General features: G+C 67.1%; 24 protein-coding genes. 13 read left to right on the forward strand and 11 right to left on the reverse strand.

All coding sequences use genetic code 11. From position 1 onward, the window contains the following. Positions 1-10 precede the first annotated feature (10 nt). On the forward strand, positions 11-1,837 hold the full coding sequence (gene lpdA, locus ACKTT0_RS19150) for a dihydrolipoyl dehydrogenase (protein ID WP_407851360.1): 1,827 nt from the start codon (positions 11-13) through the stop codon (positions 1,835-1,837). Between the two features lie 252 nt (positions 1,838-2,089). Here the strand turns inward: lpdA and ACKTT0_RS19155 are convergent, their stop codons facing one another. Both ACKTT0_RS19155 and ACKTT0_RS19160 read right to left on the reverse strand, forming a co-directional pair. Next, on the reverse strand, positions 2,090-3,283 hold the full coding sequence (locus ACKTT0_RS19155; RefSeq protein WP_407851361.1) for a FliC/FljB family flagellin: 1,194 nt from the start codon (positions 3,281-3,283) through the stop codon (positions 2,090-2,092). Positions 3,284-3,434: 151 nt separating this feature from the next. Beyond that, the gene (locus ACKTT0_RS19160) at positions 3,435-4,169 is read right to left on the reverse strand and encodes an RNA polymerase sigma factor FliA (protein WP_407851362.1); all 735 of its coding nucleotides are present in this window, start codon (positions 4,167-4,169) and stop codon (positions 3,435-3,437) included. A 342-nt stretch (positions 4,170-4,511) separates the two neighbouring features. Here ACKTT0_RS19160 and flhD point away from each other — a divergent pair, with 342 nt between their 5' ends. The 12 genes from flhD (at position 4,512) to cheZ (ending at position 15,159) form a co-directional block, all read left to right on the forward strand. After that, positions 4,512-4,835 (forward strand): flagellar transcriptional regulator FlhD, encoded by a 324-nt coding sequence (gene flhD, locus ACKTT0_RS19165; RefSeq protein WP_407851363.1) that lies wholly within the window; start codon positions 4,512-4,514, stop codon positions 4,833-4,835. Positions 4,836-4,846: 11 nt separating this feature from the next. Further along, positions 4,847-5,425 carry a flagellar transcriptional regulator FlhC gene (gene flhC, locus ACKTT0_RS19170; protein WP_407851364.1) on the forward strand — a complete coding sequence of 193 codons (579 nt, stop codon included), beginning with the start codon at positions 4,847-4,849 and terminating at the stop codon, positions 5,423-5,425. Positions 5,426-5,564: 139 nt separating this feature from the next. Next, complete coding sequence (gene motA / locus ACKTT0_RS19175; RefSeq protein ID WP_407851365.1) at positions 5,565-6,440, forward strand: flagellar motor stator protein MotA; 876 nt, start codon at positions 5,565-5,567, stop codon at positions 6,438-6,440. Between the two features lie 11 nt (positions 6,441-6,451). Further along, the gene (gene motB / locus ACKTT0_RS19180) at positions 6,452-7,390 is read left to right on the forward strand and encodes a flagellar motor protein MotB (protein ID WP_407851366.1); all 939 of its coding nucleotides are present in this window, start codon (positions 6,452-6,454) and stop codon (positions 7,388-7,390) included. A gap of 2 nt (positions 7,391-7,392) precedes the next feature. Further along, positions 7,393-7,773 (forward strand): response regulator, encoded by a 381-nt coding sequence (locus ACKTT0_RS19185; RefSeq protein ID WP_407851367.1) that lies wholly within the window; start codon positions 7,393-7,395, stop codon positions 7,771-7,773. 27 nt (positions 7,774-7,800) lie between these two features. After that, positions 7,801-9,870 carry a chemotaxis protein CheA gene (gene cheA, locus ACKTT0_RS19190; protein ID WP_407851368.1) on the forward strand — a complete coding sequence of 690 codons (2,070 nt, stop codon included), beginning with the start codon at positions 7,801-7,803 and terminating at the stop codon, positions 9,868-9,870. A 13-nt stretch (positions 9,871-9,883) separates the two neighbouring features. After that, positions 9,884-10,384 (forward strand): chemotaxis protein CheW, encoded by a 501-nt coding sequence (gene cheW, locus ACKTT0_RS19195; RefSeq protein ID WP_028355636.1) that lies wholly within the window; start codon positions 9,884-9,886, stop codon positions 10,382-10,384. A 66-nt stretch (positions 10,385-10,450) separates the two neighbouring features. Then, positions 10,451-12,166 (forward strand): methyl-accepting chemotaxis protein, encoded by a 1,716-nt coding sequence (locus tag ACKTT0_RS19200; protein ID WP_407852465.1) that lies wholly within the window; start codon positions 10,451-10,453, stop codon positions 12,164-12,166. Between the two features lie 7 nt (positions 12,167-12,173). Continuing rightward, on the forward strand, positions 12,174-13,019 hold the full coding sequence (locus tag ACKTT0_RS19205) for a CheR family methyltransferase (protein WP_407851369.1): 846 nt from the start codon (positions 12,174-12,176) through the stop codon (positions 13,017-13,019). Positions 13,020-13,025: 6 nt separating this feature from the next. Then, complete coding sequence (locus ACKTT0_RS19210) at positions 13,026-14,078, forward strand: protein-glutamate methylesterase/protein-glutamine glutaminase (protein WP_407851370.1); 1,053 nt, start codon at positions 13,026-13,028, stop codon at positions 14,076-14,078. 51 nt (positions 14,079-14,129) lie between these two features. Beyond that, complete coding sequence (gene cheY / locus ACKTT0_RS19215; RefSeq protein ID WP_028355523.1) at positions 14,130-14,519, forward strand: chemotaxis response regulator CheY; 390 nt, start codon at positions 14,130-14,132, stop codon at positions 14,517-14,519. 7 nt (positions 14,520-14,526) lie between these two features. After that, the gene (cheZ, locus tag ACKTT0_RS19220; protein WP_407851371.1) at positions 14,527-15,159 is read left to right on the forward strand and encodes a protein phosphatase CheZ; all 633 of its coding nucleotides are present in this window, start codon (positions 14,527-14,529) and stop codon (positions 15,157-15,159) included. Between the two features lie 38 nt (positions 15,160-15,197). On the opposite strand, the gene ACKTT0_RS19225 is transcribed toward cheZ, so the two are convergent. The 9 genes from ACKTT0_RS19225 to ACKTT0_RS19265 all read right to left on the reverse strand — a co-directional run bounded on the left by ACKTT0_RS19225 (position 15,198) and on the right by ACKTT0_RS19265 (position 24,943). Continuing rightward, on the reverse strand, positions 15,198-16,259 hold the full coding sequence (locus ACKTT0_RS19225; RefSeq protein WP_407851372.1) for a porin: 1,062 nt from the start codon (positions 16,257-16,259) through the stop codon (positions 15,198-15,200). Positions 16,260-16,330: 71 nt separating this feature from the next. Next, positions 16,331-17,446, reverse strand: coding sequence for an ABC transporter ATP-binding protein (locus ACKTT0_RS19230; RefSeq protein WP_407851373.1), 1,116 nt, complete (start codon positions 17,444-17,446; stop codon positions 16,331-16,333). Next, on the reverse strand, positions 17,440-18,270 hold the full coding sequence (locus tag ACKTT0_RS19235) for an ABC transporter permease (RefSeq protein ID WP_407851374.1): 831 nt from the start codon (positions 18,268-18,270) through the stop codon (positions 17,440-17,442). The genes ACKTT0_RS19230 and ACKTT0_RS19235 overlap by 7 nt, the downstream gene beginning before the upstream one ends. Then, positions 18,267-19,115: an ABC transporter permease gene (locus ACKTT0_RS19240; RefSeq protein WP_407851375.1), complete on the reverse strand. Its 849-nt coding sequence runs from the start codon at positions 19,113-19,115 to the stop codon at positions 18,267-18,269. The genes ACKTT0_RS19235 and ACKTT0_RS19240 overlap by 4 nt, the downstream gene beginning before the upstream one ends. A gap of 24 nt (positions 19,116-19,139) precedes the next feature. Then, positions 19,140-20,204, reverse strand: coding sequence for an ABC transporter substrate-binding protein (locus ACKTT0_RS19245; RefSeq protein WP_407851376.1), 1,065 nt, complete (start codon positions 20,202-20,204; stop codon positions 19,140-19,142). A gap of 32 nt (positions 20,205-20,236) precedes the next feature. After that, positions 20,237-21,511 (reverse strand): aspartate aminotransferase family protein, encoded by a 1,275-nt coding sequence (locus ACKTT0_RS19250; protein ID WP_407851377.1) that lies wholly within the window; start codon positions 21,509-21,511, stop codon positions 20,237-20,239. 1 nt (position 21,512) lies between these two features. After that, on the reverse strand, positions 21,513-22,481 hold the full coding sequence (locus ACKTT0_RS19255) for a dipeptidase (RefSeq protein ID WP_407851378.1): 969 nt from the start codon (positions 22,479-22,481) through the stop codon (positions 21,513-21,515). Positions 22,482-22,492: 11 nt separating this feature from the next. After that, on the reverse strand, positions 22,493-23,245 hold the full coding sequence (locus tag ACKTT0_RS19260; protein WP_407851379.1) for a hypothetical protein: 753 nt from the start codon (positions 23,243-23,245) through the stop codon (positions 22,493-22,495). Beyond that, the gene (locus tag ACKTT0_RS19265; RefSeq protein WP_407851380.1) at positions 23,246-24,943 is read right to left on the reverse strand and encodes a hypothetical protein; all 1,698 of its coding nucleotides are present in this window, start codon (positions 24,941-24,943) and stop codon (positions 23,246-23,248) included. Between the last annotated feature and the right edge of the window lie 135 nt (positions 24,944-25,078).

Genomic DNA, 25,078 nt, shown 5'->3' on the forward strand with positions numbered 1-25,078 from the left:
GGGAGCCGTCATGAGCAAACTCGTGGAAATCAAGGTGCCGGACATCGGCGACTTCAAGGAAGTGGAAGTCATCGAGGTGCTGGTGAACGAAGGCGACACGATCAAGGCGGAGCAGAGCCTGATCACGGTGGAGTCGGACAAGGCGTCGATGGAGATCCCGGCCTCGGCGGGCGGGGTGGTGAAGTCGGTGAAGGTGAAGGTCGGCGACAAGGTGTCGGAAGGCAAGGTGATCCTGGAGGTCGAGGCCGCGGAAGCAGGCCAGGTGTCAGACACCCAGGGGGAATCGGCCTCTCAGGGTTCTCAGGTGTCAGACACCCAGAGGGTGTCTGACACCGATAAGCAGGCGCAGGCCTCGGACAAGCAGCCGGCGCCGCCCAAGCAAGCCGCTGCCGCCCCGGCCGCCGCGTCCTACAGCGGCGCCGCCGATGTCGAATGCGACGTGGTGGTGCTGGGCGCCGGCCCCGGCGGCTATTCGGCGGCCTTCCGCGCCGCCGACCTGGGGCTGTCCACCGTGCTGGTCGAGCGCTACGAGACCCTGGGCGGCGTCTGCCTGAACGTTGGCTGCATTCCGTCCAAGGCCCTACTGCACAACGCCGCCGTCATCGACGAGGCGCGCGCCCTGGCCGCCCACGGCATCAGCTTCGGCGAGCCGAAGATCGACCTGGGCAAGCTGCGCGGCTACAAGGACAGCGTGGTCGCCAAGCTGACTGGCGGCCTGGCCGGCATGGCCCGCGCCCGCAAGGTCAAGGTGGTGACCGGCGTGGGCGAGTTCGCCGATCCGCACCACCTGGCCGTCAAGGGCGCCGACGGCAAGACCCAGACCATCCGCTTCAAGAACGCCATCATCGCCGCCGGCAGCCAGTCGGTGAAGCTGCCGTTCCTGCCGGACGACGAGCGCATCGTCGATTCCACCGGCGCGCTGCAGCTGCGCGCCATTCCCAAGAAGATGCTGATCATCGGCGGCGGCATCATCGGCCTGGAAATGGGCACCGTGTATTCCACCCTGGGCGCGCGCCTGGATGTGGTCGAAATGCTGGACGGCCTGATGCAGGGCGCCGACCGCGACCTGGTCAAGGTCTGGCAGAAGATGAACGCGGCCCGCTTCGACAACATCATGCTCAAGACCAAGACGGTGGGCGCCGAGGCCAAGAAGGACGGCATCTACGTCACGTTCGAGGGCGAGGGCGCGCCCAAGGAGCCGCAGCGCTACGACCTGGTGCTGCAGGCCGTCGGCCGCAGCCCCAACGGCAAGAAGATCGGCGCCGACAAGGCCGGCATTGCGGTCACCGAGCGCGGCTTCATCGAAGTGGACCGCCAGATGCGCACCAACGTGCCGCACATCTTCGCCATCGGCGATATCGTCGGCCAGCCCATGCTGGCCCACAAGGCGGTCCACGAAGGCCATGTGGCGGCCGAGGCCGCCGCCGGCGAGAAGTCGTTCTTCGACGCGCGCGTCATCCCGTCGGTGGCCTACACCGATCCGGAAGTGGCCTGGGTCGGCCTGACCGAGGACGAGGCCAGGAAGCAGGGCATCAAGGTCGAGAAGGGCCTGTTCCCCTGGGCCGCCTCCGGCCGCGCCATCGCCAACGGCCGCGACGAGGGCTTCACCAAGCTGCTGTTCGACGCGGAAAGCCACCGCATCCTCGGCGGCGGCATCGTCGGCACCCATGCCGGCGACCTCATCAGCGAAGTCGCCCTGGCGATCGAGATGGGCGCCGACATGGTGGACATCGGCAAGACCATCCACCCCCATCCCACGCTGGGAGAATCGGTGGGCATGGCGGCCGAAGTGGCCGAAGGTGTCTGCACCGACCTGCCACCGATGCGGAAGAAGTGACCGGCTGGCCGCAGCAGGAAAAAAGCCGCCCGATGGGCGGCTTTTTTTTGGGGGGTACCCGCTGTGGCCGGCGCCAGGCGCGCGGGATCGTGCCAGGTTTTAGAGGTGCCAGACACCCTGAAGGGTGTCTGGCACCTCCAATGAAAGCCCAAAATAAAAAACGGCTGGATGACAGGCATCCAGCCGTTGCGGGGCAGGGCCGTCTTGTGGATGGCCCCGCCTGGGTCCCGGCATAGGCCGGGTTTGCGCGGATTAACGCAGCAGCGACAGCACCGTCTGCGGAACCTGGTTGGCCTGCGCCAGCACCGAGGTGCCGGCCTGTTGCAGGATCTGGCTCTTGGTCATGTTCGACACTTCGGTCGCGTAGTCGGCATCTTCGATGCGCGAGCGCGCGGCCGACAGGTTGTTGACCGTGTTGTTCAGGTTGGCGATGGTCGACTCGAAGCGGTTCTGGATGGCACCCAGGGCGCTACGCTGCGTGTCGATGTTCTGCAGCGCGGTGTCCAGCTTGGCCAGCGCGCCGTCGGTGGCGCCCTTGCTCAGGCTGCTCAGGTCGATCGTGGCGGTGTCCAGCGTGAAGGCGGCGGTGCCGGCGGTGGTGGTGGTGTCGGCGTCCTGCGGGTTCAGGGCGATGTAGTAGGTGCTGGCAACGCCCGATTCGACGTCGAAGCCCTTGGCCTGCAGGTTGCTGATTTCCGTGGCATCGGCGGTATTGATGGTGACCGAGACGAACCAGTTGCCGTTCTCGTCGGCCTGGGCCTCCGTGCCCACCGTCACGCTGCCCGCGGCCACGCCCAGGCGGCCGGCCAGGTCGCCGGCGGTGCCTTCGGCCACGCTGTTGGCGGCGACGGCGGTCGTCGCGCCATAAGCCTTCTGGTAGTCGGCGGCAGCCAGGTTGGCCAGCGCGCCCTTCGGGCCCGACACGTTGAAGCCGTCCAGGCCCAGGGTCTTGGCGGTGACTTCTTTCAGGTCGATGGTGATGGTTTCGCCATCGTTGGCGCCGACCTGGATGGTCAGCTTGTTGTCCTTGGCCAGCACGTTGACGCCGTTGAACTGCGTCTGGGCCGACACGCGGTCGATTTCGTCCAGGCGCTGCTGGATTTCGTCCTGGATCGACTTCAGGTCCGAAGCCGAGTTGGTGCCGTTGGCGGCCTGCACGGCCAGTTCACGCACACGCTGCAGGTTGTTGTTGATTTCGTTCAGCGCGCCTTCGGTCGTCTGGGCGATCGAGATGCCGTCGTTGGCGTTGCGGGCAGCCTGGGTCAGGCCGCGCACGTTGGCGGTGAAGCGGTTGGCGATGGCCTGGCCGGCGGCGTCGTCCTTGGCGCTGTTGATGCGCAGGCCGGAGGACAGGCGCTCGATGGCGGAGCCCAGAGCGGATTGGGACTTGTTGAGGTTGTTCTGCGCAACCAGCGACAAGTAGTTGGTGTTGATGACTGCAGCCATGGATAGCTCCCAAGAGAGAAAGGCTTCTTCAAACTGGGCAGCGAGGCCGCCCATTGGCGGGCCGGATGTCCCGCTAGCCTGGGTAACGGCGCGGCCGTGATGAACTTAAGCGCGTGGCCGCAGAATCCGCCGCCGGCAGGGCGGGGCGCGATTACAGCACCTGGGCCAGGTGGGCCTCGGCCGGCAACTGCTGCCAGGCGCCGTCGCGCAGGCGGGCGCGGATGCGGGCAGTGGCCTGGGTGCGCAGTTGGCAGACGCGCGCCTCGGTCACTCCCAGGACCGCGCCGATCTCCTTCAGGTTCAGTCCCTGCTCGTAGCACAGCGACAGCACCAGCTTCTCGCGTTCCGGCAGGGTCTCGATGGCCTCGATCAGCGCCCGCCGCAGATCGGCGGCCAGCAGGGCATCCAGCGGGCTGTGCGAGGCGTCCGCCGGCACGTCGTGCCAGCCGGGTTCGCCGGGTTCGCCCAGCTCGTCGTAATGGAGGATCTGGATGCCGCGCGCATCGTTCAGCATGGCCTGGTATTCGTCCAGCGGCACCTCCAGCGCGTCGGCGATCTCGCCGTCGGACGGTGGCCGCATCAGCTCTTGCTCCTTGCGCTGGATGGCGGCCTCGATGCGCTTGCCCTTGCTGCGCACGCTGCGCGGCAGCCAGTCCTGGCTGCGCAGTTCGTCGAGCATGGCGCCGCGGATGCGGGCGGTGGCGTAGGTTTCAAACTGGGCGTCGGGCGTTTCCTGGTAGCGCCGCAGCGCGTCGAGCAGGCCGATCATGCCGGCCTGGACCAGGTCGTCGAGCTGGACGCTGGCGGGCAGCCGCGCCAGCATCTGCAGCGCCAGTCTGCGGACCAGCGGCGCGTACCGGACCAGGCTGTCATCTGCGTGGGGCATGCGTATCCGTCGGCATCTCGTTCAAGCAGGAGATTGTCGGCAAGCATGCGTTTTTCATTTAAACAAACACAAAAGCTTTTACGTGTTTGTTTACGTATTTCCTCGGCAAATCAGGTACCTGAATGTAACTTGAGTGTATTTTTTTTGCTGATAGTCAGAAATTTCGCCATATTTGGCCATGAATGTCATAAAATTTGACAAGATCAATGGTAGATTACGTTCGCTTTGGTATCAAAAGATACAGTTTGTAGTGATGCCGGGGCCGGGTCAATGGGATCTTGAGCCGATACGGCCGGGGGCTTTTGCCGCTCCGGCATTGTCAAGTTTTTAGGAGCCACAAGCGTGAATACCGCGGACAATTCTTTGCTCGCCGATATCCGGGAAGTCAACCTTTCGTATTTGCTGCTGGCCCAGCGCATGCTGCGCGACGATTATGCCGCGTCGATGTTCCGCCTGGGGTTCAGCGCCGAGGTGGCCGACATCCTGGCGCGCCTGTCGCCCGCGCAATTGGTGAAGCTGGCCAGCTCGAGCTCGCTGCTGTGCCGGTTCCGTTTCGATGACTACAGCCTGCTTTCGGCGCTGACCCAGGACGTCCTGGGCGGCGCGCTGCAGCAGGCCCATGCGACCATCCTGCTGGCCAACCAGCCGGTCGAGCAGTTGGCCTGATGCCGCGTCCCATGGCTAGCAAGAGCGTTTCCCAGGAGGCCGACGACATCCTGTTGGCCAGCTCCATGATCTCCCTGGGCGCCCGCCTGCAGGTCCTGGAGGCGGAAACCAGTCTCAGCCACGACCGCCTGTCGCGGCTGTATCGCGAGATCCGTGGCTGCTCCCCGCCGAAGGGCATGCTGCCGTTCTCGGTGGACTGGTTCATGACCTGGTTGCCGAATATCCATTCGTCGCTGTTCTATAACGTCTACGGCTTCCTGAATACACGCACCGAAAGCCGCGGCATCCGGGCCATCATCGATGCGTACCGGCTGTACCTGGAACACGCGGGGACCGAGCGCCCGGCCGACGAGCCGGTGCTCAGCTTCACGCGCGCCTGGATGCTGGTGCGGTTCTTCGATAGTGGCATGTTGCAGTTGTCGCCTTGCCGGCAGTGCGGCGGCCATTTCATTGCGCATGCGCATGATCCGCAAGGCGATTTTGTCTGCGCGATCTGCCGGCCGCCGCCACGCGCCGGCAAGACCCGCGCCGCCGCCAAGGCGCGGGCCGGGCAGCGCACCCTCCCGGCGGCAGCCGCCATGCGCGGCTAGCCGCGCCCGCCGCCGGCCGACGGCGGGCCCTCCAAATAGGCCAAAAGCCCCCCAAAACGCCCCGTAACCCGTGCTTTTGCAGCCGGGTTGGCGGGGGATCATTGTCGCCAACTCTAGACTTCGATGGCAGAGGCCTGATGTGTTGATTGTTATTGGTTATGCGGTGGTGCTCGTCGCGGTGGTGGGCAGCTTCATCGGGCTGGGCGGGCATCTCGGGGCGCTGTACCAGCCGTTCGAGCTGACCTTGATCGCGGGCGCGGCGCTGGGGGCCTTCCTGGCGGGCAACAGCCGCAAATCGCTGCTCTTGATGCGGCATGCGCTGCCGCAGGCCATCAAGAGCGCGCCATACAGCAAGGAGGTCTACATGGAGCTCATGGCGCTGCTGTATGTGCTGCTGAACAAGGCGCGCCGCGAAGGCCTGATGGCGATCGAATCGCACATCGAGGACCCGGAGTCCAGCGCCATTTTCAGCGACTATCCCCGCATCGTCGGCGATGCCAAGCTGATGGAGTTCATCACCGATTACCTGCGCATCATGATCAGCGGCAACATGAGCTCGTTCGAGATCGAGACGCTGATGGACGAGGAGATCGAGACTTACCGGCACGAGCGCGAGGTGCCCTGCCATGCGCTGCACCAGGTGGCCGATGCGCTGCCGGCCTTCGGCATCGTGGCCGCCGTGCTGGGGGTGATCAAGGCGCTGGCCGCGGTGGACCAGCCGCCCGCCGTGCTGGGCGACCTGATTTCCAAGGCCATGGTCGGCACCTTCCTGGGGGTGCTGCTGGCCTATGGCTTCGTCGCGCCGCTGGCCTCGCGCCTGGAGCGGCGCACCGCCGAGTCTGTCAAGGTGCTGGAGTGCATCAAGGTGACGCTGCTGGCCAGCATGAACGGCTACCCGCCGCAGCTGGCCGTCGAATTCGGCCGCAAGGTGCTGTTCTCCGCCGTCCGTCCGTCGTTCGGTGAGCTGGAAGAGCACGTGCGGCAGGCCAAGTCGGCGGCCACCGGCCGCGCCTGAAGGGGCGGCCGATGAGTTCGCTGAACAACCACCGGGTGGTGATCCGCCGCAAGCGCGGGCGGACTGCCGCGCGGCATGGCGGCAGCTGGAAGATCGCCTACGCGGATTTCATCACCGCCATGATGGCGTTCTTCCTGGTCATGTGGCTGATCGCCATTGTGCCGAAAGAGGAATTGCGCGGTATTGCGGAGTACTTCCGGATGCCGTTGCGGGTGGCCCTGACCGGCGGGCCGAGCTCGTCGGCCGAGACCAGCGCCATCCCGGGCGGCGGCCGCGACCCTTTGCACGACGAAGGCGACGTGCGGCAAGCGGACGGCAGCCGGGTGCAGGCGCAGGTGCAGTCCGACGCCGAGCGGCGCGACCGGCGCGCGCTGGAACGCCTGAAGCACCGGCTGGACAGCATGCTGGAAGAAAACCCCGTGCTGAAGAATTTCAAGCCGCAGCTCCTGATCGACATGACCACCGAAGGGCTGCGCATCCAGATCGTGGACAACCAGAACCGGCCGATGTTCTCGACCGGCAGCGCCGAGGTCCGGCCGTATATGCGCGACATCCTGCGCGAGCTCGGGCCGGTGCTCAACGAATTGCCCAACAAGGTCAGCATCGCCGGCCACACCGACGCCACCCAGTATGCCCGGGGCGAGCGCGCCTACAGCAATTGGGAGCTGTCCGCCGACCGGGCCAATGCCTCGCGGCAGGAACTGGTCGCCGGCGGCATGGCCGAAGGCAAGCTGATGCGCATCCAGGGCCTGTCTTCCAGCATGAGCCTGGTTAAAGATGATCCCTATGCGGCCGTTAACCGGCGTATCAGCCTGGTCGTGCTGAATCGCCGCACCCAGTCGCAGATCGAACGGGAAAACGCCACGGCGGCGGAACTGCGCGCCGGCAGCGTCGGGGAAGTGAACGAGGCGGCGGCGCAAGCGCCGCCGGCGGCCGGGACGGCAAGGTAGTCATGACAGCAACGATATTGGTCGTGGACGATTCGGCGACGATGCGGATGATTGTCCAGGCGGCCCTGGGAGCCGCCGGGTGGCGCGTGCTGACCGCCGCCGACGGGCGCCAGGCGCTCGAGCTGGCGCGCGGCGAGCGTATCGACCTGCTGGTGAGCGACTGGAACATGCCAGTGATGGACGGCCTGGCGCTGATACAGGAGTTGCGCGGCGAGCCGGGCTACCAGGAACTGCCCGTGCTGGTCCTGACGACCGAGCAGGCGGCGCAGAGCAAGGATGCGGCGCGCGGCCTGGGCGTATGCGGCTGGCTGAACAAGCCGGTCGAGCCCGACGTGCTGGTGGAGTTGGCGGCGGAACTGCTCGGCGAGCAGCGCGCCGCCTGAGCAATTTCGACAGGAAGACACAGGATCATGAGCGCCGGTCTGGACCTCAGCCAGTTTTACGAGACCTTTTTCGACGAGGCCGACGAGCTGCTCGCCGAAATGGAGCAATTGCTGCTGGGCCTGGACGTGAGCGCGCCCGATATCGAGCAGTTGAACGCCATTTTCCGGGCGGCGCATTCGATCAAGGGCGGCGCGGCCACCTTCGGCTGCTTCCAGAAACTGGCGGGCACCACGCATTTGCTGGAAAACCTGCTCGACGAGATCCGGCGCGGCGAGATGGCCCTGCGCGCGGACATGGTGGACATTTTCCTGGAAACAAAAGACGTGCTGAAAAGCCAACTGGATACCTATCGCGCCGCCGGAGAGCCCGACGAGGCCGTCTACGAGCGCATCTGCGCCGTGCTGCGGCAATTGGCGCAGGAGCATGGCGCGGCCGGCGCCGTCGCACAGCCGCCCGCGGCGCCAGCCGTCCCGCAGGCTCCGGCGCCGGCGCCGGTCCAGCCCGAGCCGGCCGACGATTCGATGCCATTCCAGATACGCATCGGCCGGGTCTCGGACAAGGATGCCCAATCCCTGGTGGACGAGATGGGCAACCTGGGCAAGGTCCTGAGGCACGAGCGGGAGGCTGGCGGCCTGACAGTATGGGTCGACAGCACCTGCTCGTCCGGCGATATCGAGGCAGTCTGCTGCTTCATCGTGGACGCCGACCAGCTGGACGTGCGCCGCGCCCCGGTGCCGGCGCCGGCCGGGCCGGCGGCCGGCGCGCTCGAGCAGTCCGAACGGGCGGCCGCCGGGTTTGCCGCGCAGGCGCCCGCGCCGGCCCCGACGCACGAAGCCGCGCCGCCCGCGGCAGCGCCGGCGCAGCGGCAGGCGCGCGCGCCCTCCGCCGCGCACGTGGACAAGGAATCCACGTCGATCCGGGTAGGCGTGGAGAAGGTCGACCAGGTCATCAACCTGGTGGGCGAGCTGGTCATCACCCAGGCCATGCTGGCGCAAACCGCCTCGACGCTGGACCCGGTCCTGCACGACCGCCTGCTCAACGGCATGGAGCAGCTCGAGCGCAATGCCCGCGACCTGCAGGAAGCCGTGATGTCGATCCGCATGATGCCCATGGATTATGTATTCAGCCGCTTCCCGCGGCTGGTGCGCGACATCGCGGTCAAGATGGGCAAGCAGATCGAGCTGCAGACCTATGGCCGCGCGACCGAACTGGACAAGAGCCTGATCGAGCGGATCATCGACCCGCTGACGCACCTGGTGCGCAACAGCCTGGACCACGGCATCGAGACGCCCGAGAAGCGCATCGCGGCCGGCAAGGATCCGGTCGGGCAACTGATCCTGTCGGCCGAGCACAATGGCGGCAATATCGTCATCGAGGTCAGCGACGACGGCGCCGGCCTGAACCGCGAGAAGATCCTCAGGAAGGCCCTGGCGCAGGGCCTGTCGGTCAGCGAGAACACGCCGGACGACGAGCTCTGGCAGTTGATTTTCGCGCCGGGCTTTTCGACCGCCGAACAGGTCACCGATATTTCCGGGCGCGGCGTGGGCATGGACGTGGTGCGCCGCAATATCCAGGACATGGGCGGACACGTGCAGTTGTCGTGCGTGCCGGGCGAGGGCACCACCACGCGCATCGTCCTGCCGCTGACCCTGGCCATCCTGGACGGGATGTCGGTGCGGGTAGGGGCCGAGACGTTCATCCTGCCGCTCAACCACGTCACCGAATCGCTGCAGCCCAGCGCGGACCAGATGTATTCCGTGGCGGGCGACGAGCGCGTGATGCAGGTGCGCGGCGAGTATCTGCCGCTGGTGGAGCTGCACCGCGTGTTCGGCGTGCGGGATGCCCAGCCGGACCCGACCCAGGCCATCGCCGTCATCATGCAAGCCGAGGAGCGCCGCTTCGCGCTGCTGGTGGACCACCTGGTAGGACAGCACCAGGTCGTGGTCAAGAACCTGGAATCGAATTACCGCAAGGTGCCGGGCGTGTCGGCGGCCACCATCCTGGGCGACGGCAGCGTCGCGCTGATCGTCGACGTGTTCGCGCTGGCGCGCGCCAACCGCGAGAAATGGGCGCAGCCCGAAGCCATCCTGAATTGACGGAGAACCCCTCATGGCAGCCAAACCGCAAACGCAGGCCGCGCGCGTCGAAGACGTCGGCAACGAATTCCTGGTGTTCACGCTCGGCGCCGAAGAGTACGGGATCGACATCCTGAAAGTGCAGGAAATCCGCGGCTATGACGCCGCGGCAGTCACGCGCATTGCCAATGTGCCGCCGTTCATCAAGGGGGTCACCAACCTGCGCGGCATCATCGTGCCGATCGTGGACCTGCGCATCAAGTTCAACCTGGGCAGCGTCGAATACAACGAGCAGACCGTGGTCATCATCCTGAACCTGGACCACCGGGTGGTGGGCATCGTGGTGGATGGCGTGTCGGACGTGCTGATGCTCAACGCGGGGCAGGTGCGCGCCGCGCCCGAGTTCGGCGCCACCCTGTCCACCGAATACCTGACCGGCCTGGGCACGGTCGACGATCGCATGCTGATCCTGGTGGATATCGAGAAATTGATGACCAGCGACGAAATGGCGCTGGTGGAGAAAGCGGCCTCGTGAGGCCCGCGCGCCGGCGGCGCGGGATCCGGGCAGGGCAGTTCGACGACAGTCGGGGAGTTCATGAAGATGCGCAGTTTCCTGGTCAATATGAAAATACGTTCCAGCCTGCTCGGCGTGCTGGGATTCTTTTCGCTGCTGCTGGTCGTCGGCGCGGCGCTGGGGGTGTTCTCCCTGCGCGTGAGCAACGGCACGCTGGCCGATATTCGCCAGACCCAGGACATCGGCGACGCCCTGGCGCGCGTCATCAACAGCTACAAGGACACGGTCAATAACGTGGCGCGCACTGCCAATGCGCACTATGGCGACATCGTACGCAGCATCGGGCAGCCGGTGCCGTTGTCGCAGGGGCTGGGCGCCGAGGCGGCCGGCCTGCTGCAGCGAGCCAGCGCTTCGCTGAACCGCGCCGATACCGAGTTCCAGTATTACAAGGGGCTGGCGCGGCCGGCAGGGGCGCAAGAGAGCCTGGCAGAGGTCGACGCGGCCTATACGGCCCTGATGCAGCAGGGCGTCGCCCCGCTGCTGGGCCTGCTCGAACGCGGCGACATGACGGCCTATCACAAGCAGGCCCAGACCATGCACGATGCATTCGAAGGGCGCCTGGCGCGGGCCGTCGAGGGCTTCGATTTCTGGCGCGCCAGCCAGCTGCAGGATGAGTATGCGCTGGCCACCCGGCGCTACCAATGGGTCCTGGGCGCGGTGGCAGTTGGCGGCGGGGTCGCGGCGCTGCTGGTGTTCGGCACCTACCTGTTCCTGCGGCGGCGCGTGCTGATGCCGCTGCGCGAGGCGGGCCACCATTTCGACCGCATGGCGGCGGGCGACCTGACGGCGCGGGTTGAGGTGCGCAACAGCAACGAGATCGGCCAGCTGATGGCGGCGCTCAAGCGCATGCAGGAGAACCTGGCGCGCACGGTGTCGCAGGTGCGGCGCGGGGTGGACGAGATCAACGTGGGCGCGCGCGAGATCTCGGCGGGCAACACGGACCTGAGCAGCCGCACCGAGCAGCAGGCGGCCTCGTTGGAAGAGACGGCGGCCTCGATGGAGGAGCTGGCCTCGACGGTCAAGCAGAACGCGGACAACGCGCGCCAGGCGAACCAACTGGCGGCCAGCGCCTCGGACGTGGCCGAGCGGGGCGGGTCGGCGGTCTCGGAGGTGGTGAGCACGATGGAGGGCATCTCGGCGAGCTCGCGCAAGATCTCGGAGATCGTGTCGGTGATCGACGGGATCGCGTTCCAGACCAACATCCTGGCGCTGAACGCGGCGGTGGAGGCGGCGCGGGCGGGCGAGCAGGGCAAGGGCTTCGCGGTGGTGGCCGGCGAGGTGCGTTCGCTGGCGCAGCGCAGCGCGCAGGCGGCCAAGGAGATCAAGGTGCTGATCGAGGACTCGGTGAGCAAGGTGGGCACGGGCTCGCAGCAGGTCGAGCGGGCGGGCGCGACGATGCAGGAGATCGTGGCGTCGGTCAAGCGGGTGACGGACATCATGGGGGAGATTTCGGCGGCCTCGGAGGAGCAGTCGGGCGGGATCGACCAGGTGAACCGTGCGGTGTCGCAGATGGACGAGGTGACGCAGCAGAACGCGGCGCTGGTGGAAGAGGCGGCGGCCGCGGCGGGCTCGCTGCAGGAGCAGGCGCAGCGGCTGGCCGAGGCGGTGTCGGTGTTCAAGATCAACGCCGGCGAAGTCATCGAGGTGCCGGCGCGGCAGCTGGCCGGCCAGCACGTCGCGCGCGTGGGCGCGCCCGCCGGCGCGGACGGCGCGGACACGGGCGCGCTGGCGTTGCAGCAATAGGGCGGCCGTGGCGACATCCAGCACCGGCGCTTCGTTCGCGGCCGAGCGGCAGTTCGAGTTCCGCGAGGCCGATTTTGCACGGGTGCGCCGCATGATCCACGCGCGCGCCGGCATTTCGCTGGGCGAGCACAAGCGCGAGATGGTGTACAGCCGGCTGGCCCGCCGGCTGCGCGCGCTGGGACGCGCGGATTTCACCGGCTATCTGGATCACTTGGAAAGCCAGCCGGCCGCGCCGGAATGGCAGGACTTCGTCAATGCGCTGACGACCAATCTGACGGCCTTCTTCCGCGAGGCGCACCACTTCCCGGTGCTGGCCGAGCTGGCGCGCGCACGCCCGGGGCCGGTGGCGGTCTGGTGCTGCGCCGCCTCCAGCGGGGAAGAGCCATACTCCATCGCCATGACGCTGGCCGAGGCCCTCGGATCGCGCGGGGCCTCGGCATCGGTGCTGGCAACCGACATCGACACTCAGATGCTGGAACGGGCGCGCGCCGGCATCTACGCCGAAGAACGCGTCGCCCGCATGGACCCGCAGCGGCTCAGGCGCTTCTTCCTGCGCGGCCGCGGCGCGTACGCCGGCCAGGTGCGGGTGCGGCCGGAACTGGCGGAGATGGTGCGGTTCGAGACGCTGAACCTGCTGGCGCCCGCCTGGCCGATCAGCGGCCGGTTTGATGCAATTTTTTGCCGTAACGTGATGATTTACTTCGACAAACCCACCCAGGCGGGAATCCTGAGGCGCTTTGTGCCCCTGCTGAAGCAGGGCGGCTTGCTGTTCGCCGGGCATTCCGAGAATTTCACCTATATCAGCCGGGACTTCCGCCTGCGCGGGCAGACCGTCTACGAGTGCGTGGCCTAGGTGAACATGCGCAAGATACGGGTCCTGTGCGTCGACGATTCGGCGCTGGTGCGCGGGCTGATGACCGAGATCATCAACAGCCATGCGGACATGGAGGTGGTCGCGGTGGCGCCCGATCCCCTGGTGGCGCGCGAGCTGATCAAGCAGCACAATCCCGACGTGCTGACGCTGGACGTGGAAATGCCCCGCATGGACGGGCTGGATTTCCTCGAAAAGCTGATGCGGCTGCGCCCCATGCCGGTGGTGATGGTGTCTTCGCTGACCGAGCGCGGCGGCGAGACCACGCTGCGGGCGCTGGAATTGGGCGCCATCGATTTCGTGACCAAGCCCAAGCTCGGCATCCGCCATGGCCTGCTCGAGTACGCCGAACTGATCGCCGACAAGATCCGGGCCGCCGCGCGGGCGCGCCTGCGGCCGCCCGCCGCTGTCGCGCCCGCGCCGCCGCGGCGCCTGCAGCGGCCGTTCGCCAGTTCGGAAAAACTGGTGATCGTCGGCGCTTCCACGGGCGGCACCGAGGCCATCCGCGAGGTCCTGTACCCGTTGCCGCCCGACAGCCCGGCCATCCTGATCACCCAGCACATGCCTGCCGGCTTCACCCGGTCGTTTGCCCAGCGGCTGGATGCCTTGTGCGCCGTGACGGTGCGCGAGGCGTCGCACGGCGAGCGGGTGCTGCCGGGCCATGTCTACCTGGCGCCGGGCGGCGACACCCACATGAGGCTGGGGCGCAGCGGCGCCAACTACATCATCGAGCTGGAGGCCAGCGAGCCGGTCAACCGGCACCGGCCGTCGGTGGATGTGCTGTTCCGTTCCGCCGCCGAGGCCGCCGGCGCCAATGCCATCGGCGTGATTCTGACCGGCATGGGCAAGGACGGCGCCGCGGGCCTGCTGGCCATGCGGCAGGCCGGGGCCCATACGCTGGCGCAGGACGAGGCCAGCTGCGTGGTGTTCGGCATGCCGCGCGAGGCCATCGCCGTCGGCGCCGCGGCGGAGATCGTGCCGCTGGCTGCCATGAGCGAGCGCATCCTGGCGCGCCTGGGCGACCGCGCGAACCGCGTTTGACGCCTGGGCGACAGTGGCCGCGGGCGACCAAGATTATTTCCTGGAGTTGAGATGACTGACAAGGGTATGAAGATTCTGGTGGTGGATGATTTCCCCACAATGCGGCGCATCATCCGCAACCTGCTCAAAGAACTGGGCTTCGAGAACGTGGACGAGGCCGAGGATGGCGTCATCGGCCTGGAGAAGCTGCGCAACGGCGGTTTCCACTTCGTGGTGTCGGACTGGAACATGCCCAATCTGGATGGCTTGGAGATGCTCAAGCAGATTCGCGCGGACGAGGCGCTGAAGTCGCTGCCGGTGCTGATGGTGACGGCCGAGGCCAAGAAGGAAAACATCGTGGCGGCGGCCCAGGCGGGCGCCAACGGCTATGTGGTCAAGCCCTTCACCGCCGCGACGCTGGAAGAGAAGCTGACCAAGATCTTCGAGAAAATCGCCGGGTGAGGGCAGCATGAGCGCAACGGATACCGGCGGCGGCGCCGACCCCTCCGACCTGATCCATCGCATTGCCTCGCTGACGCGCATGCTGCGCGACAGCATGCGCGAGCTCGGGCTGGACCAGGCCATCAAGGACGCGGCGCAAGCCATTCCCGACGCCCGCGACCGGCTGCGCTACGTGGCGCAGATGACCGAGCAGGCGGCCAACCGGGTGCTGAACGCCACCGAGGCGGCCGGCCCGCTCCAGGACGGGCTGGCCCGCTCGGCCCGCGCCCTGGACACCCGCTGGCAGCAATGGTTCGACCAGCCGCTCGAGCTGCCCGAAGCCCGGGCGCTGGTCGCGGATACGCGCGCCTTCCTGGCCGACGTCCCGGCACAGACCCAGCAGACGCAGGCCAGGCTGATGGAAATCGTCATGGCCCAGGATTTCCAGGACCTGACCGGCCAGGTCATCATGCGGATGATGGACGTGGTCGGCGCGATCGAGCGGGAATTGCTGCAGGTGCTGCTCGACAACGTGCCGCAGGAGCGCCGCGACGAGGCCCAGACGCTGCTCAACGGGCCCCAGGTCAGCCCCGCCGGCAAGCCCGACGTGGTGACCAGCCAGGACCAGGTCGACGACCTGCTGGCCAGCCTGGGGTTCTAGCGCGGCCGCGGCATGGCGCGGCCGCCGCGGCCGGGCTGTCAGAACACATGGCGGATGCCGAACTGCACACCCTTGGTGGCGTCGCCGGCCAGAGGCCGGTTGCGCCAGTCGCTACTGGGCGCCTGGGCGGCGCCGATGGCGTACCGCAGGCCGTCGCCATTGTCGATCCAGGCGCCCGCGGCATACAGAGTGGTGCGCTTGGACAGGCGGTGCAGATACATGATGCCGTAGTGATTGGCGTGCGACGCCCCGTCGAACTTGGCGGGATCGGTGTTGGCGTCGTCGGCCTTGACGTCGATATAGGTCCAGCCCAGGCTTAGCTGATCGGCTGCCGTCAGGTCGAATGCGACGCTGAGGGAATAGAGGTCCTTGTCGATACTGCCATCGCTCTGCCGGTTCCGGAAGTATCCCAGGTAGACGGTGACGGGATCGAAGTCGTAGCTGCCACCGATCGCCGTCTGGCGGTTCCTGGTGCCGTCGTACAGCTCGTCGCTGGCGCCCGGCAAGGTATTGTCCACATGCGCGGCCAGGAAATAGTACGGCCCTTGCTGATACTCGAGCGCGGCCTGCCATACGCGCCCCGCGCGGCTGTGGCGGAAGCTGTCGCTCAGCGAGTAATGGGTTTCCAGGCGCCAGCCGCGCCAGCGCGGCGAGCTATAGCTGATGTCGTTGTTATTGCGGAAGTTGTAGCCCGACTGCGTGCCCAGGCCGGCGGCGAACGTGCCGCCGTAGAATGCGGCGATCTTGCCCAGCATGTTGAAGAAAACGCTGTTCTGTTTGCCGATGCGGAACTCGCCCCAGTCCTGGTTGGCGAAACCGACCCAGGCCTGCCGTCCGAACATCTGTCCGGATACGGACGCGGTACCGTTGTCGGTGTTGAATCCGCCTTCCAGGCGGAATATGGCCCGGGTGCCTCCGCCCAGGTCCTCGCCGCCCATCAGCCCGAACCGCGAAACCTGCAGCCCGCCGCTGTCCACGGATTTTTCGGTGCGGCCGCTGCTGTTGATCGCCCCGACGTATGAGTCCACCACGCCGTAGAGCGTAACGTTCTGCGCCGTGGCCGTGGCGGCGGCGCCGGCCAGGACGAGGCCTGCGCCCATGCGCAAGCACGTGCTTGTCTTCACTGGTTTTCCCCTTCTGGTTTGAAATAGTGGGCCTGCGGCCATCCTGCCTAGTCGTGCGGCACGATATGTCCGTCGGCAATGTCCCAGGCGACGCGGTGGCGCGAGCCGTTGGCCAGGCCCCTGGCCGCGGCGCCGGGCACACGCACCCGCACGGGCAGGCCGCCGCTCGTTCCGCTGAGCAGGAGGCTGGCGCCGTAATCCACTATCCCCGTCAGCTCGAAATCGAGCACGTTGTCCTGTTCTGCCGCATCGGCGGGCCCGAGCAGGCGCAGCGATTCCGGGCGGACCATCATGAAGCACGCGGCGCCCTGCGCGTGCGCCGATGCGGAGGGCGCGCGCAAGGTTCGGCCCAGTGCGTCGCAGGCGTACTCGCCGCGAGCGCCGTCCAGGCATCGCACGCTGAAGAAGTTGCTTTCGCCAATGAAGGATCCGACGAAATGCGTGGCCGGCCGGGCGTAGACCTCCATCGGCGGCGCGAACTGTTCTACCCGCCCCGCGTTGAAGACGGCGATACGGTCCGACATGGTCATTGCTTCGGACTGGTCGTGCGTCACGAAAATGCTGGTGATGCCGAATTCGGTGTGCAGCCGCTTGATCTCGAGCTGCATCTGCTCGCGCAGGTTCTTGTCCAGGGCGCTCAGCGGTTCGTCCAGCAACAGGACTTCAGGCTCGAATACCAGCGCCCGCGCCAGGGCGACGCGCTGCTGCTGGCCGCCGGACAATTGTTTGGGGAGCCTGTCCCGGTGCTGCGCCAGCCCGACCACGTCGAGCGCGCGCCGGGCGCGGGCCTCTGCCTGGGCGGCGGCGGCTTTGCGCATCCGCAACGGGAAGGCCACGTTCTCGATGGCGCTCATGTGCGGGAACAACGCATAGTTCTGGAACACCATGCCCATGTTGCGCTTGTGCGGCGGCACGCCGGTAAGTGGAGCGCCGCGCAGGCGGATCTCGCCGGCCGTGGGCGTTTCGAAGCCCGCCACCATTGCAAGCGTGGATGTCTTGCCGGACCCGCTCGGGCCAAGGAAGGTCACGAACTCGCCCTGACGCAGCGTCAGGCTGACGCCGTCCACGGCGTGTTGCCGGCCGTCATAAGTCTTGCGCAGCGCATCGATGTGCAGGTGGTCATCGGGGCCGCCATCGCGGCGGGAAACCGGGGTATTCAGCATGAGTTCTCCAGACGTTCGCCAAGCACGGGCGAGGGTTGGGACGCCCGCGGCGCGGTTGCGGCCCGGCGGGCGCGGCGCACGAGGCGCGGGATCGCCAGCGCCAGGATCATGACTACGAGGATCAGGGTGGAGACGACCGAAATCACCGGGTCGGCCTGCATGCGCAAGCTGTCGAACATCTGGCGCGGCAGGGTCGCGGCATCCCGGCCGGAGATGAACAGCGAGACCACTGCCTCGTCGAACGAGTGCACGAACGAAAACAGGGCGGCGGCGAGGAAGCCGGGTCGCAGCACCGGGAAAGTGACCAGGAAGAATGCCTGCAGCGGCGATGCGCCCAGGTTCTGGGCGGCCCGTTCGAGATTGCGGTCGAAACCCTTGAGCGTCGCCGAGACAATCAGGTAGGCGACCGGGACGCTCAGGCAAGTGTGGGCCAGCACGACCCCGAGGCGGCTCTGGACCAGCCCGAGTTCGCCGAAGTAGTAGTAATAACCTAGGGCCACCACGATGTGCGGCACGGTTAGCGGCAGGATGAGCAGAAGGTTCAACGCGTTGCGGCCCTTGAAGCGCGCGCGGGTAAGCGCGAAAGTGGCCGGTACGACCAGGACCATGGTGAGGAGCGCCGTGCCCGCGCCGATCAACAGGCTGTTCAGCGTGGGCAGCGTCCAGCGCGGGTCGCTGAAGTAGGCTTCGTAGTAGCCCAGCCAATAGCCTGGAGGCGGGAACTCGAAGGACTGCGAATGGCTGAACGACATGGGCACCACGATGAACATCGGGGCGGCCACGAAGGCGACGATCAATATGGATATCCAGCGCAGCGCTTTCATTGCTGCTCTCCCCACAATCTGTCGAGGCCGAAGACCCGGTTGTAGGCGGCATACACTGCGAGCGAGGCCGCCAGCAGAACGACCGACATGGCCGCGGCTTCGCCAAAATTCAGAAGCTCTTCGATCTGCTGTCCGATCAGGCCGGCCAGCATCTGCTCGCTCGGTCCGCCCAGCAGCACGGGCATTACGTAGAAGCCCAGGCAGGTAATGAACACCAGCGTGCAGCCGTTGACGATGGCGGGTGCGCTGAGCGGCAGGAATACGGTGCGGAAGGCCGCCCAGCCGCTGGCCCCCAGTCCGCGCGCCGCTCGCACATAGGCCGGGTCGATCTTGCGCATGACCGAGTAGAGCGTCATGACCATCAGGGGCAGCAGGGCGTGCACCATGCCGAGTGTGGAGCTGAACCGGGTGAAGAGCAGTTCGCCGTGTTCCAGCCCCAGGAATTCGAACAGGCGGACGATGGGGCCGCGGTTGCCCAGGATCACCATCCAGGCATAGGTTCGCACTAGGAAACTGACCCACAGGCTCAGGCCCACCAGGACGAGCGCAGAGCGCGCGAAGCCACCGCCGATCTGCACCACCGCGTACGCCAGCGGGTAGCCCACCAGCAGGCACGTGAGCGTGACGCCCAGGGCCGTGAGAAAGGTAGTGACCAGCACTCCGATGAAGAAACCGTCGGAGAACAGATAGCGGTAATGTTCCAGGCTCCACGTCGGGTCGCTGACGCTGAGCAGAAGCACCTGGCCGAGCGGCACAACGAAGAACACCACCAGGAAGATGACCACCGGCGCGAGCAGCAGCGCATAGCGCAGCCGGTGCGGATTTTGCGTAGGTATTGCACTCATGGGGAATCCAGGCAGGACGGGCGCTCAGCGGACGACCCAGCGGTCGAACTGGCGCGCGATGTCGTTGAGCTGGGGCGCCAGCTTTTCGACGTTCTGCTCGAACAACTGCTTGTAGTTGTCCGGCTGGGTGGGCATCATCCGGGCATCCGCTTCCGGGATGTATGCAAACGCCTGGCGGTTGAGCGGCCCGTAGTCGGCCTCGCGGCAGAAGCCGGCAAGGCGTTCACCGCGCACCGAGGCATTGATGAACTGCCAGGCAAGCCTGGCGCGCGGCGAGCCCTTGGAGACGACCCAGTAGGCGCGGTCCACCTGGCCCTGGTTCCACACGATCTGCACAGGCTGCTTCTGGCGCATCAGCTCCACCACGCGGCCGTGCCAGATGGCGGCGGCGTCCACTTCGCCGTCACGCAGCAGTTGCTGCGATTGCTGGCCCTGTGTCCACCAGACCCGCACGGAAGGCTTGATCCGGTCGAGCGAGGCCAGGGCGCGTTCGATGTCGACCGGGTACAGCTCGTCCAGCGCCACGCCGTCGGCCAACAGGGCCAGCGGCAGGATGCGGGGCGCATGGCGTTGCAGGCTGCGGGGCCCGGGATAGCGCTGCAGGTCGAAGAATGCCCGCCAGTCGGTCGGGCCGCCGTTCCGGTAGCGGTCGGTACGATATGCGATGACCGTGGCAAAGGCGTGCGAGGCGACGCCGTTCTGGTATATCTGCCCGTCGTCCAGTCCTTCGCTTTGCAGGATCCCGGTGTCGATGGGTTCGATCAGCCCGGCTTCATTGGCGCGCACCAGGTCGGCGCCGCCCAGTGTGGTGACATCAAACTCGTATACGCCGGTGCGCGCCTGCGCGGCCAGCTTGGCAAATGAGACGGGCGAGACCGAGCGAATGGTTGCGCCGCTGGATTGCTGGAACGGCTCGAACAGATGGCGGGCCGCCGCGGTTTCCCAGGTGCCTCCCCAGGTATTCACGTACAGGGTTTCCGCGGCGTGGGCCCGGCGGCCCACCCATGGGGCCGCCAGGGCGGCGCCGGCGGCCAGGCCCTTGAGGAGGCTGCGGCGTCCAGCGGTAAAGGTCGAAGCGGAATTTGTCATTGCGGCTCCAAGTTGAGGTGGTCGGCGGCTGGTCAATTCCCTGTCCGCCGGAGGGCGTCGGCGAAGATGTCGAGCGCTTCGTCCAGCACGGCCAGTTCAGTGGTGAGTGGAAACAGGAACGGGACGACGTTGTCCTTGGGGCCGGCCGGCTGCAGGATCAGGCCCTGCTCGCGGCACGCATCGCAGATGGCGTGTGCCTGCGCGGCGGCGGGCGCGCCGGCGGAGTCGCGCAGCTCGACACCCCGCATCGCCCCGAGGCCGCGGACGTCCAGGGTCAGGCGCGTTGGGGCGAGGCCATGCATGCGGTCGGTCCAGTGCCGCCCCAGTGCGATGGCGCGTTCGCGCAGCCCTGTCTGCTCCACCACGTCGAGGACGGCATGGGCGGCGGCCAGGGCGAGGGTATTGACTTCGCCCGTGGACAGTCCGTCGGGCATGCTGTCCATGACGACGGTCTTGCCGATCATTGCGGCCAGCGGCATGCCGCCCGCCAGCGGCCCGCCCATCACGATGAGATCGGGCTCGGCCGCGAAATGACCGCTCGCGAGCAGGCGGCCCGACAGCCCCGGCGCGCTGCGCGTCTCGTCAGCGACCAGGATGATGCCGTGCGCGTCGCACAGATCGCGCAGGTAGCTCAGCAATTCGGCGGAGCAGGGCAGGATGCCGCCGTCGCGCTGGATCGGCTCGATCACGATCGCGGCGATGTCGGACGATGCGATCGTGGCCTGGGTCAGCAGCTCGAATGCGCGGCGCGTCTCGTGCAGCGACACGCCGAGTGATGCGTGCGGGAACGGCAGGTGATGCACATATGAAGGGTATGCGCCGCCGGCCGCCTTGTGCGAGTGCCTCCGCCCGGACAGCGCCAGTGTCAGGTGGCTGTGCCCGTGCGTCGACCCGGAGAACGCCAGCAGCGCCGGGCGACCGGTGTATCGCCGGGCCAGCATCACGGCGCTTTCGAGCGCCTCCGCGTCCGATCCGTGCAGGGCTACGCGCCGCGTCGGGCCGTGGTCCGGCAGGACGGCGAGCCGTTCGGCGAGCCGGATGGCGTCGGGTTCGAGCGCGGCGCAGGCTTGCGAGCTGCGCGGATCGCGCAGCTCGCGCAGCATCGCAGCCACGACTTGCGGATGCCGGTGCCCGATGACGCCGGCGCGTGCCGAGAAGTCAATATGGCGGCGCCCGTCCCGCGTCCACAGCTCGGCGTTGAGCGCGCGCTCGACCGGCGCGCCGTTCACCGGCCGGCATGGGCGCGCCAGCACCCGCTGGCCGCGCGCGTGCCAGTCAGCCGGGACGGGAGCAGGCATGCCGGCCATGTCAGGCGCCAATCGCGGCCCGGTAGACGCGCAGCCAGTTGCGGTGCGTGATCTTGGCGACCTCTTCGTCGTTGAAACCCGCGCGCGCCAACGCCGGTATCACTTCGCCCAGATGTTCGACCCGGGTGAACCAGTCCGGCGGTGGCGCCTTGCCGGGACGGGCCTGCGATCCCGCTCCGAAATCGACGTCCCGCGTCCAGTTGCCTTTGCGCATCCAGTCCAGGTCGCGCTGAGTGGTGTTATGGCTGCGGTCGGTGCCGATGCCGACATGGTCGATGCCGGCAATATCGACCGTGCGGGCGACCAGCTCGCACCATTTGTCGACCGTGGTGCAGTATTCGTCGCCGGCGATGTTCCGATAGGCCGCGCAGCCGATGATCCCGCCGCGCTCGCGCAACGCGGCGAGGACATCGCTGGTCTTGTTGCGCTTGTGGGGGTAGACGGCATCCGGGTTGGCATGGGTGATGGCCACCGGTTTTTCCGAGTACTGGATGGCTTCCAGGGACGTCCGGTTGCCTACATGGGACAGGTCGACGACGATCCCGCAGTGGTTCATTTCACGGATCACTTCCTTGCCGAATCGCGCCAGGCCGCTGTCGTGTTCTTCGTAGCAGCTGCCGCCCAGCTCGTTCTGGTTGTTGTACGTGAGCTGGATGACGCGCACGCCCAGATCGGCGAAGAGTTCGACAAAGCCGATGTGCCCCTCGAGGAGGTTGGCGTTCTGGAACCCCAGTATCAACGCCAGTTTCCCCTGGCCGGCCAGCGCCTCGATATCGGCTGCCCCGCGGGCAATGCCCACCAGGTCGGCGTTGGCGCGCGCCAGCGTCCGCCATCGGTCGATGGCCTCGAGCGACTGCACCGTGCCTTCCCAGAATCCCAGCGTCACGGTGACGCAGCCCACGTTGCCGCGCTGGAGGGATTCGAATACGTCGCGGTCGAAATGTCCGCACTGCAAACCGTCAATAATCACTTGCTTCTCCGTCAGGATGCAATCAGGGAGTCCGGGCCCTGCGCCCCGGCATGGGGGTGACGCAGCAGAGTCAGGTCGGTGTCGTCATCGGCGGGCGCGCGGCCGATCACGGTGCCGTCGTCCTGCACGATGGTCGGCCCGGCATGGCGCCTGGAGGCCACGGAGTCGGGGGAAAGCGCCTTGTTCGACGCTGCATACAGTTCCCACCACAGGTCTTCCGGCATGGGGTAGCCGTGCCGCAGTCCGTGCGCCAGCAAGGGGTCGCGCGTGTCCCAGGCGCCGGGCAGCGGGTCGAGCCACCGTGGGCGCAACGTCGCGCCGTCGGCATGGGGCTCGCAGTCCAGCCGCAGCCCGTGCTGCCCGGCGAGCGGGGCCACGCACATCAGTTCGGCCGGCTCGCGAACGTGGCGCACGCGCACGGCCGGGCAGCCCGACTTGCGCATGGCCGCGACCAGCAGATCGGCCAGCAGGGGCGCCACGCACCATGCGTGCAACCCGGCGCCGTCGAAGCGGCCGGCGTCGATTTCTTCGCGGATGTCGCCCAGGCGCGCAAGGTCGGCGGCGAGCGCTGCACGTGCCTGCGGCGACGCCAGGCCGCGCAGGCCGGACAGTCCGAGCCCCTGCGATGCCAGCGCCGTGTCGCGCAGGGCTGCTGCATAGCCCGCCGGGGCGCCGCAGGTAAGCAGGATGCGTTCGGCAATGAGACGGGCCTCGCGCACGGAAATGCGAAGCTCGCGCTGCCCGGAACGGGTGTGTACAGTCATTTATGCGGGTTCCTTGGGGAAAAACCAGACGGGGTCGGCGCCGCGTTCGATATCGGCGGGCGTCGGCGCGCCATGGAACAGCACGCCTCGCAGATTGCGGCCCAGGTAGTCGCGCGCCTTGTCGATACCATGCAGGCCGACGTTCATCAGCCGGACGATGTCGACCGGAACGAAGGACTCGCTCATGATGTCCATGTGGGGAGAGTGCAGGTCCAGCCCGCGCAGCGACTGTATGCGCGCGACAATCGCGCGGTAGCCGGGGTGGCGCAGCAGGAAATGGGCCGTGCTGGTGTCGTCGGCGCAGCGCGCCAGGTCGGCCAGCAGCGCGCGGACCAGTCGCGGCAGGTCCAGGCCCAGGTTGTAGACGTATTCGATCTCGGCGGCGGGGCCCCGCCGCGGCTCTTCGGCCGTGGCCGACTTGTACCAGACGTAGCGGCGCGAGGCCTCGCTGTCCAGATCCAGGGAGTGCGTCCAGGCGTATTCGCGCTCGACCAGCCCGCGCAACTCGGCTACGCTCATGTCGGGAATCGTCATGAATTCCTCGTCCGCGCTCAATGATTCGGCGCGGGCGTCGCAGTAGTCGGGCACCAGTTCGGTCAACAGGCCCAGGAAGGTCTGCACACTTTCTTCGTGCAAGGACTGGCGGGCCCATGCGACCAGTGCCGCCAGGGGCGGAATGTCGGGCGCTGCGCCGGCATAGGTCCCGTTGCCCGCATATTCCTCCAGGCGTTGCAGCAGGCTCTGCAACTCGCTCGCGACCATGGCGCTGTCGGCAAAGCGTTCATATTCCATGCGGTCCTGCCGGCGAAACACAATGGCCCGCTCGAGCAGGCGCCGCAACAGCGCCACTGACGGGTCGTCCGGCCGCGCCGCCAGGGAGCACGCCATGTCGACCGCCGCCTGGCGGGCGGCCAGCCATTGCTGCATCAGCCTGGGGTGGTTGTTCACGAACAGGATCAGCCCGAGGGCCGAGCCGTTGCCGACGCCGAGATAGCGCTGGATCGCCGGGTCGATCTCCGGCGCCAGCGGGTTGCGCGCGCGCGCCAGATGGTGGGCCAGGTCGATGGAGAACACGCGCATCATGTATGCCGACAGCATTTGCGCGTCCAGTGGCCGGCGCAGCGGATGATCGGCCTCGAGCGTGCGGTAGCTGCGGGTCCCGAATGTGCCGTTGCCGTCCAGCCCGGTGTTGCGCATCAGGTAGCAGACCTGGGCCAGCTCGGCGATATCGGGCTGGCGCCCCGCCGCCAGCGCCGCGACAGTGTGTTCGAACACCCGGGAACTGCGATTGGCGCGCGCCCAGACCAGCGTGCCGGGCGTCGCGCGCCCTTCGTACAGCTTGGGCAGTTCGACGGCGGTGGTCTGCAGGTCGGCTTCCGAGATGCGGCCTTCGACCAGCGCGCCCATCATGTCCCAGGAGCGTCCGATGATGCGGCCGGTCTTGCCTTCCACGGTCGGCTCGAACGAGTAAATGGCGAAGCTCAGGGCCATGGCCGGCGTGTCTATGTGATAGACGGCCTGGCCGCGGGCCCGGCCGTCGATTTCCCAGCGGACCCGGCGTATGCGCCAGCGTTCCCGGATGGCGCGCGCCATGAACAGCCGCGACACGCTCATGCGACTGGGCTGCAGCATGGCCAGGCGTTCGGACTGCATGGGGTGTGTCGTGGAAACGGCGGCGACGGGCGACTCGATCGTCATGGACGTCCTTTGCAACTCAGCATCTATTTGTCTTCTAATAGAATCATGATGATTCAAATAGAATACTATCGGGTTCGCGCTTTGCCGTAAATCAAGTCGCCGTCGTTTCGCGGGAAATCCCTAGGCCGGGAAAAC

The sequence above is a fragment of the Bordetella saccharivorans genome, from assembly GCF_045862855.1.
Lineage (GTDB): Bacteria > Pseudomonadota > Gammaproteobacteria > Burkholderiales > Burkholderiaceae_B > Bordetella_A > Bordetella_A petrii_F.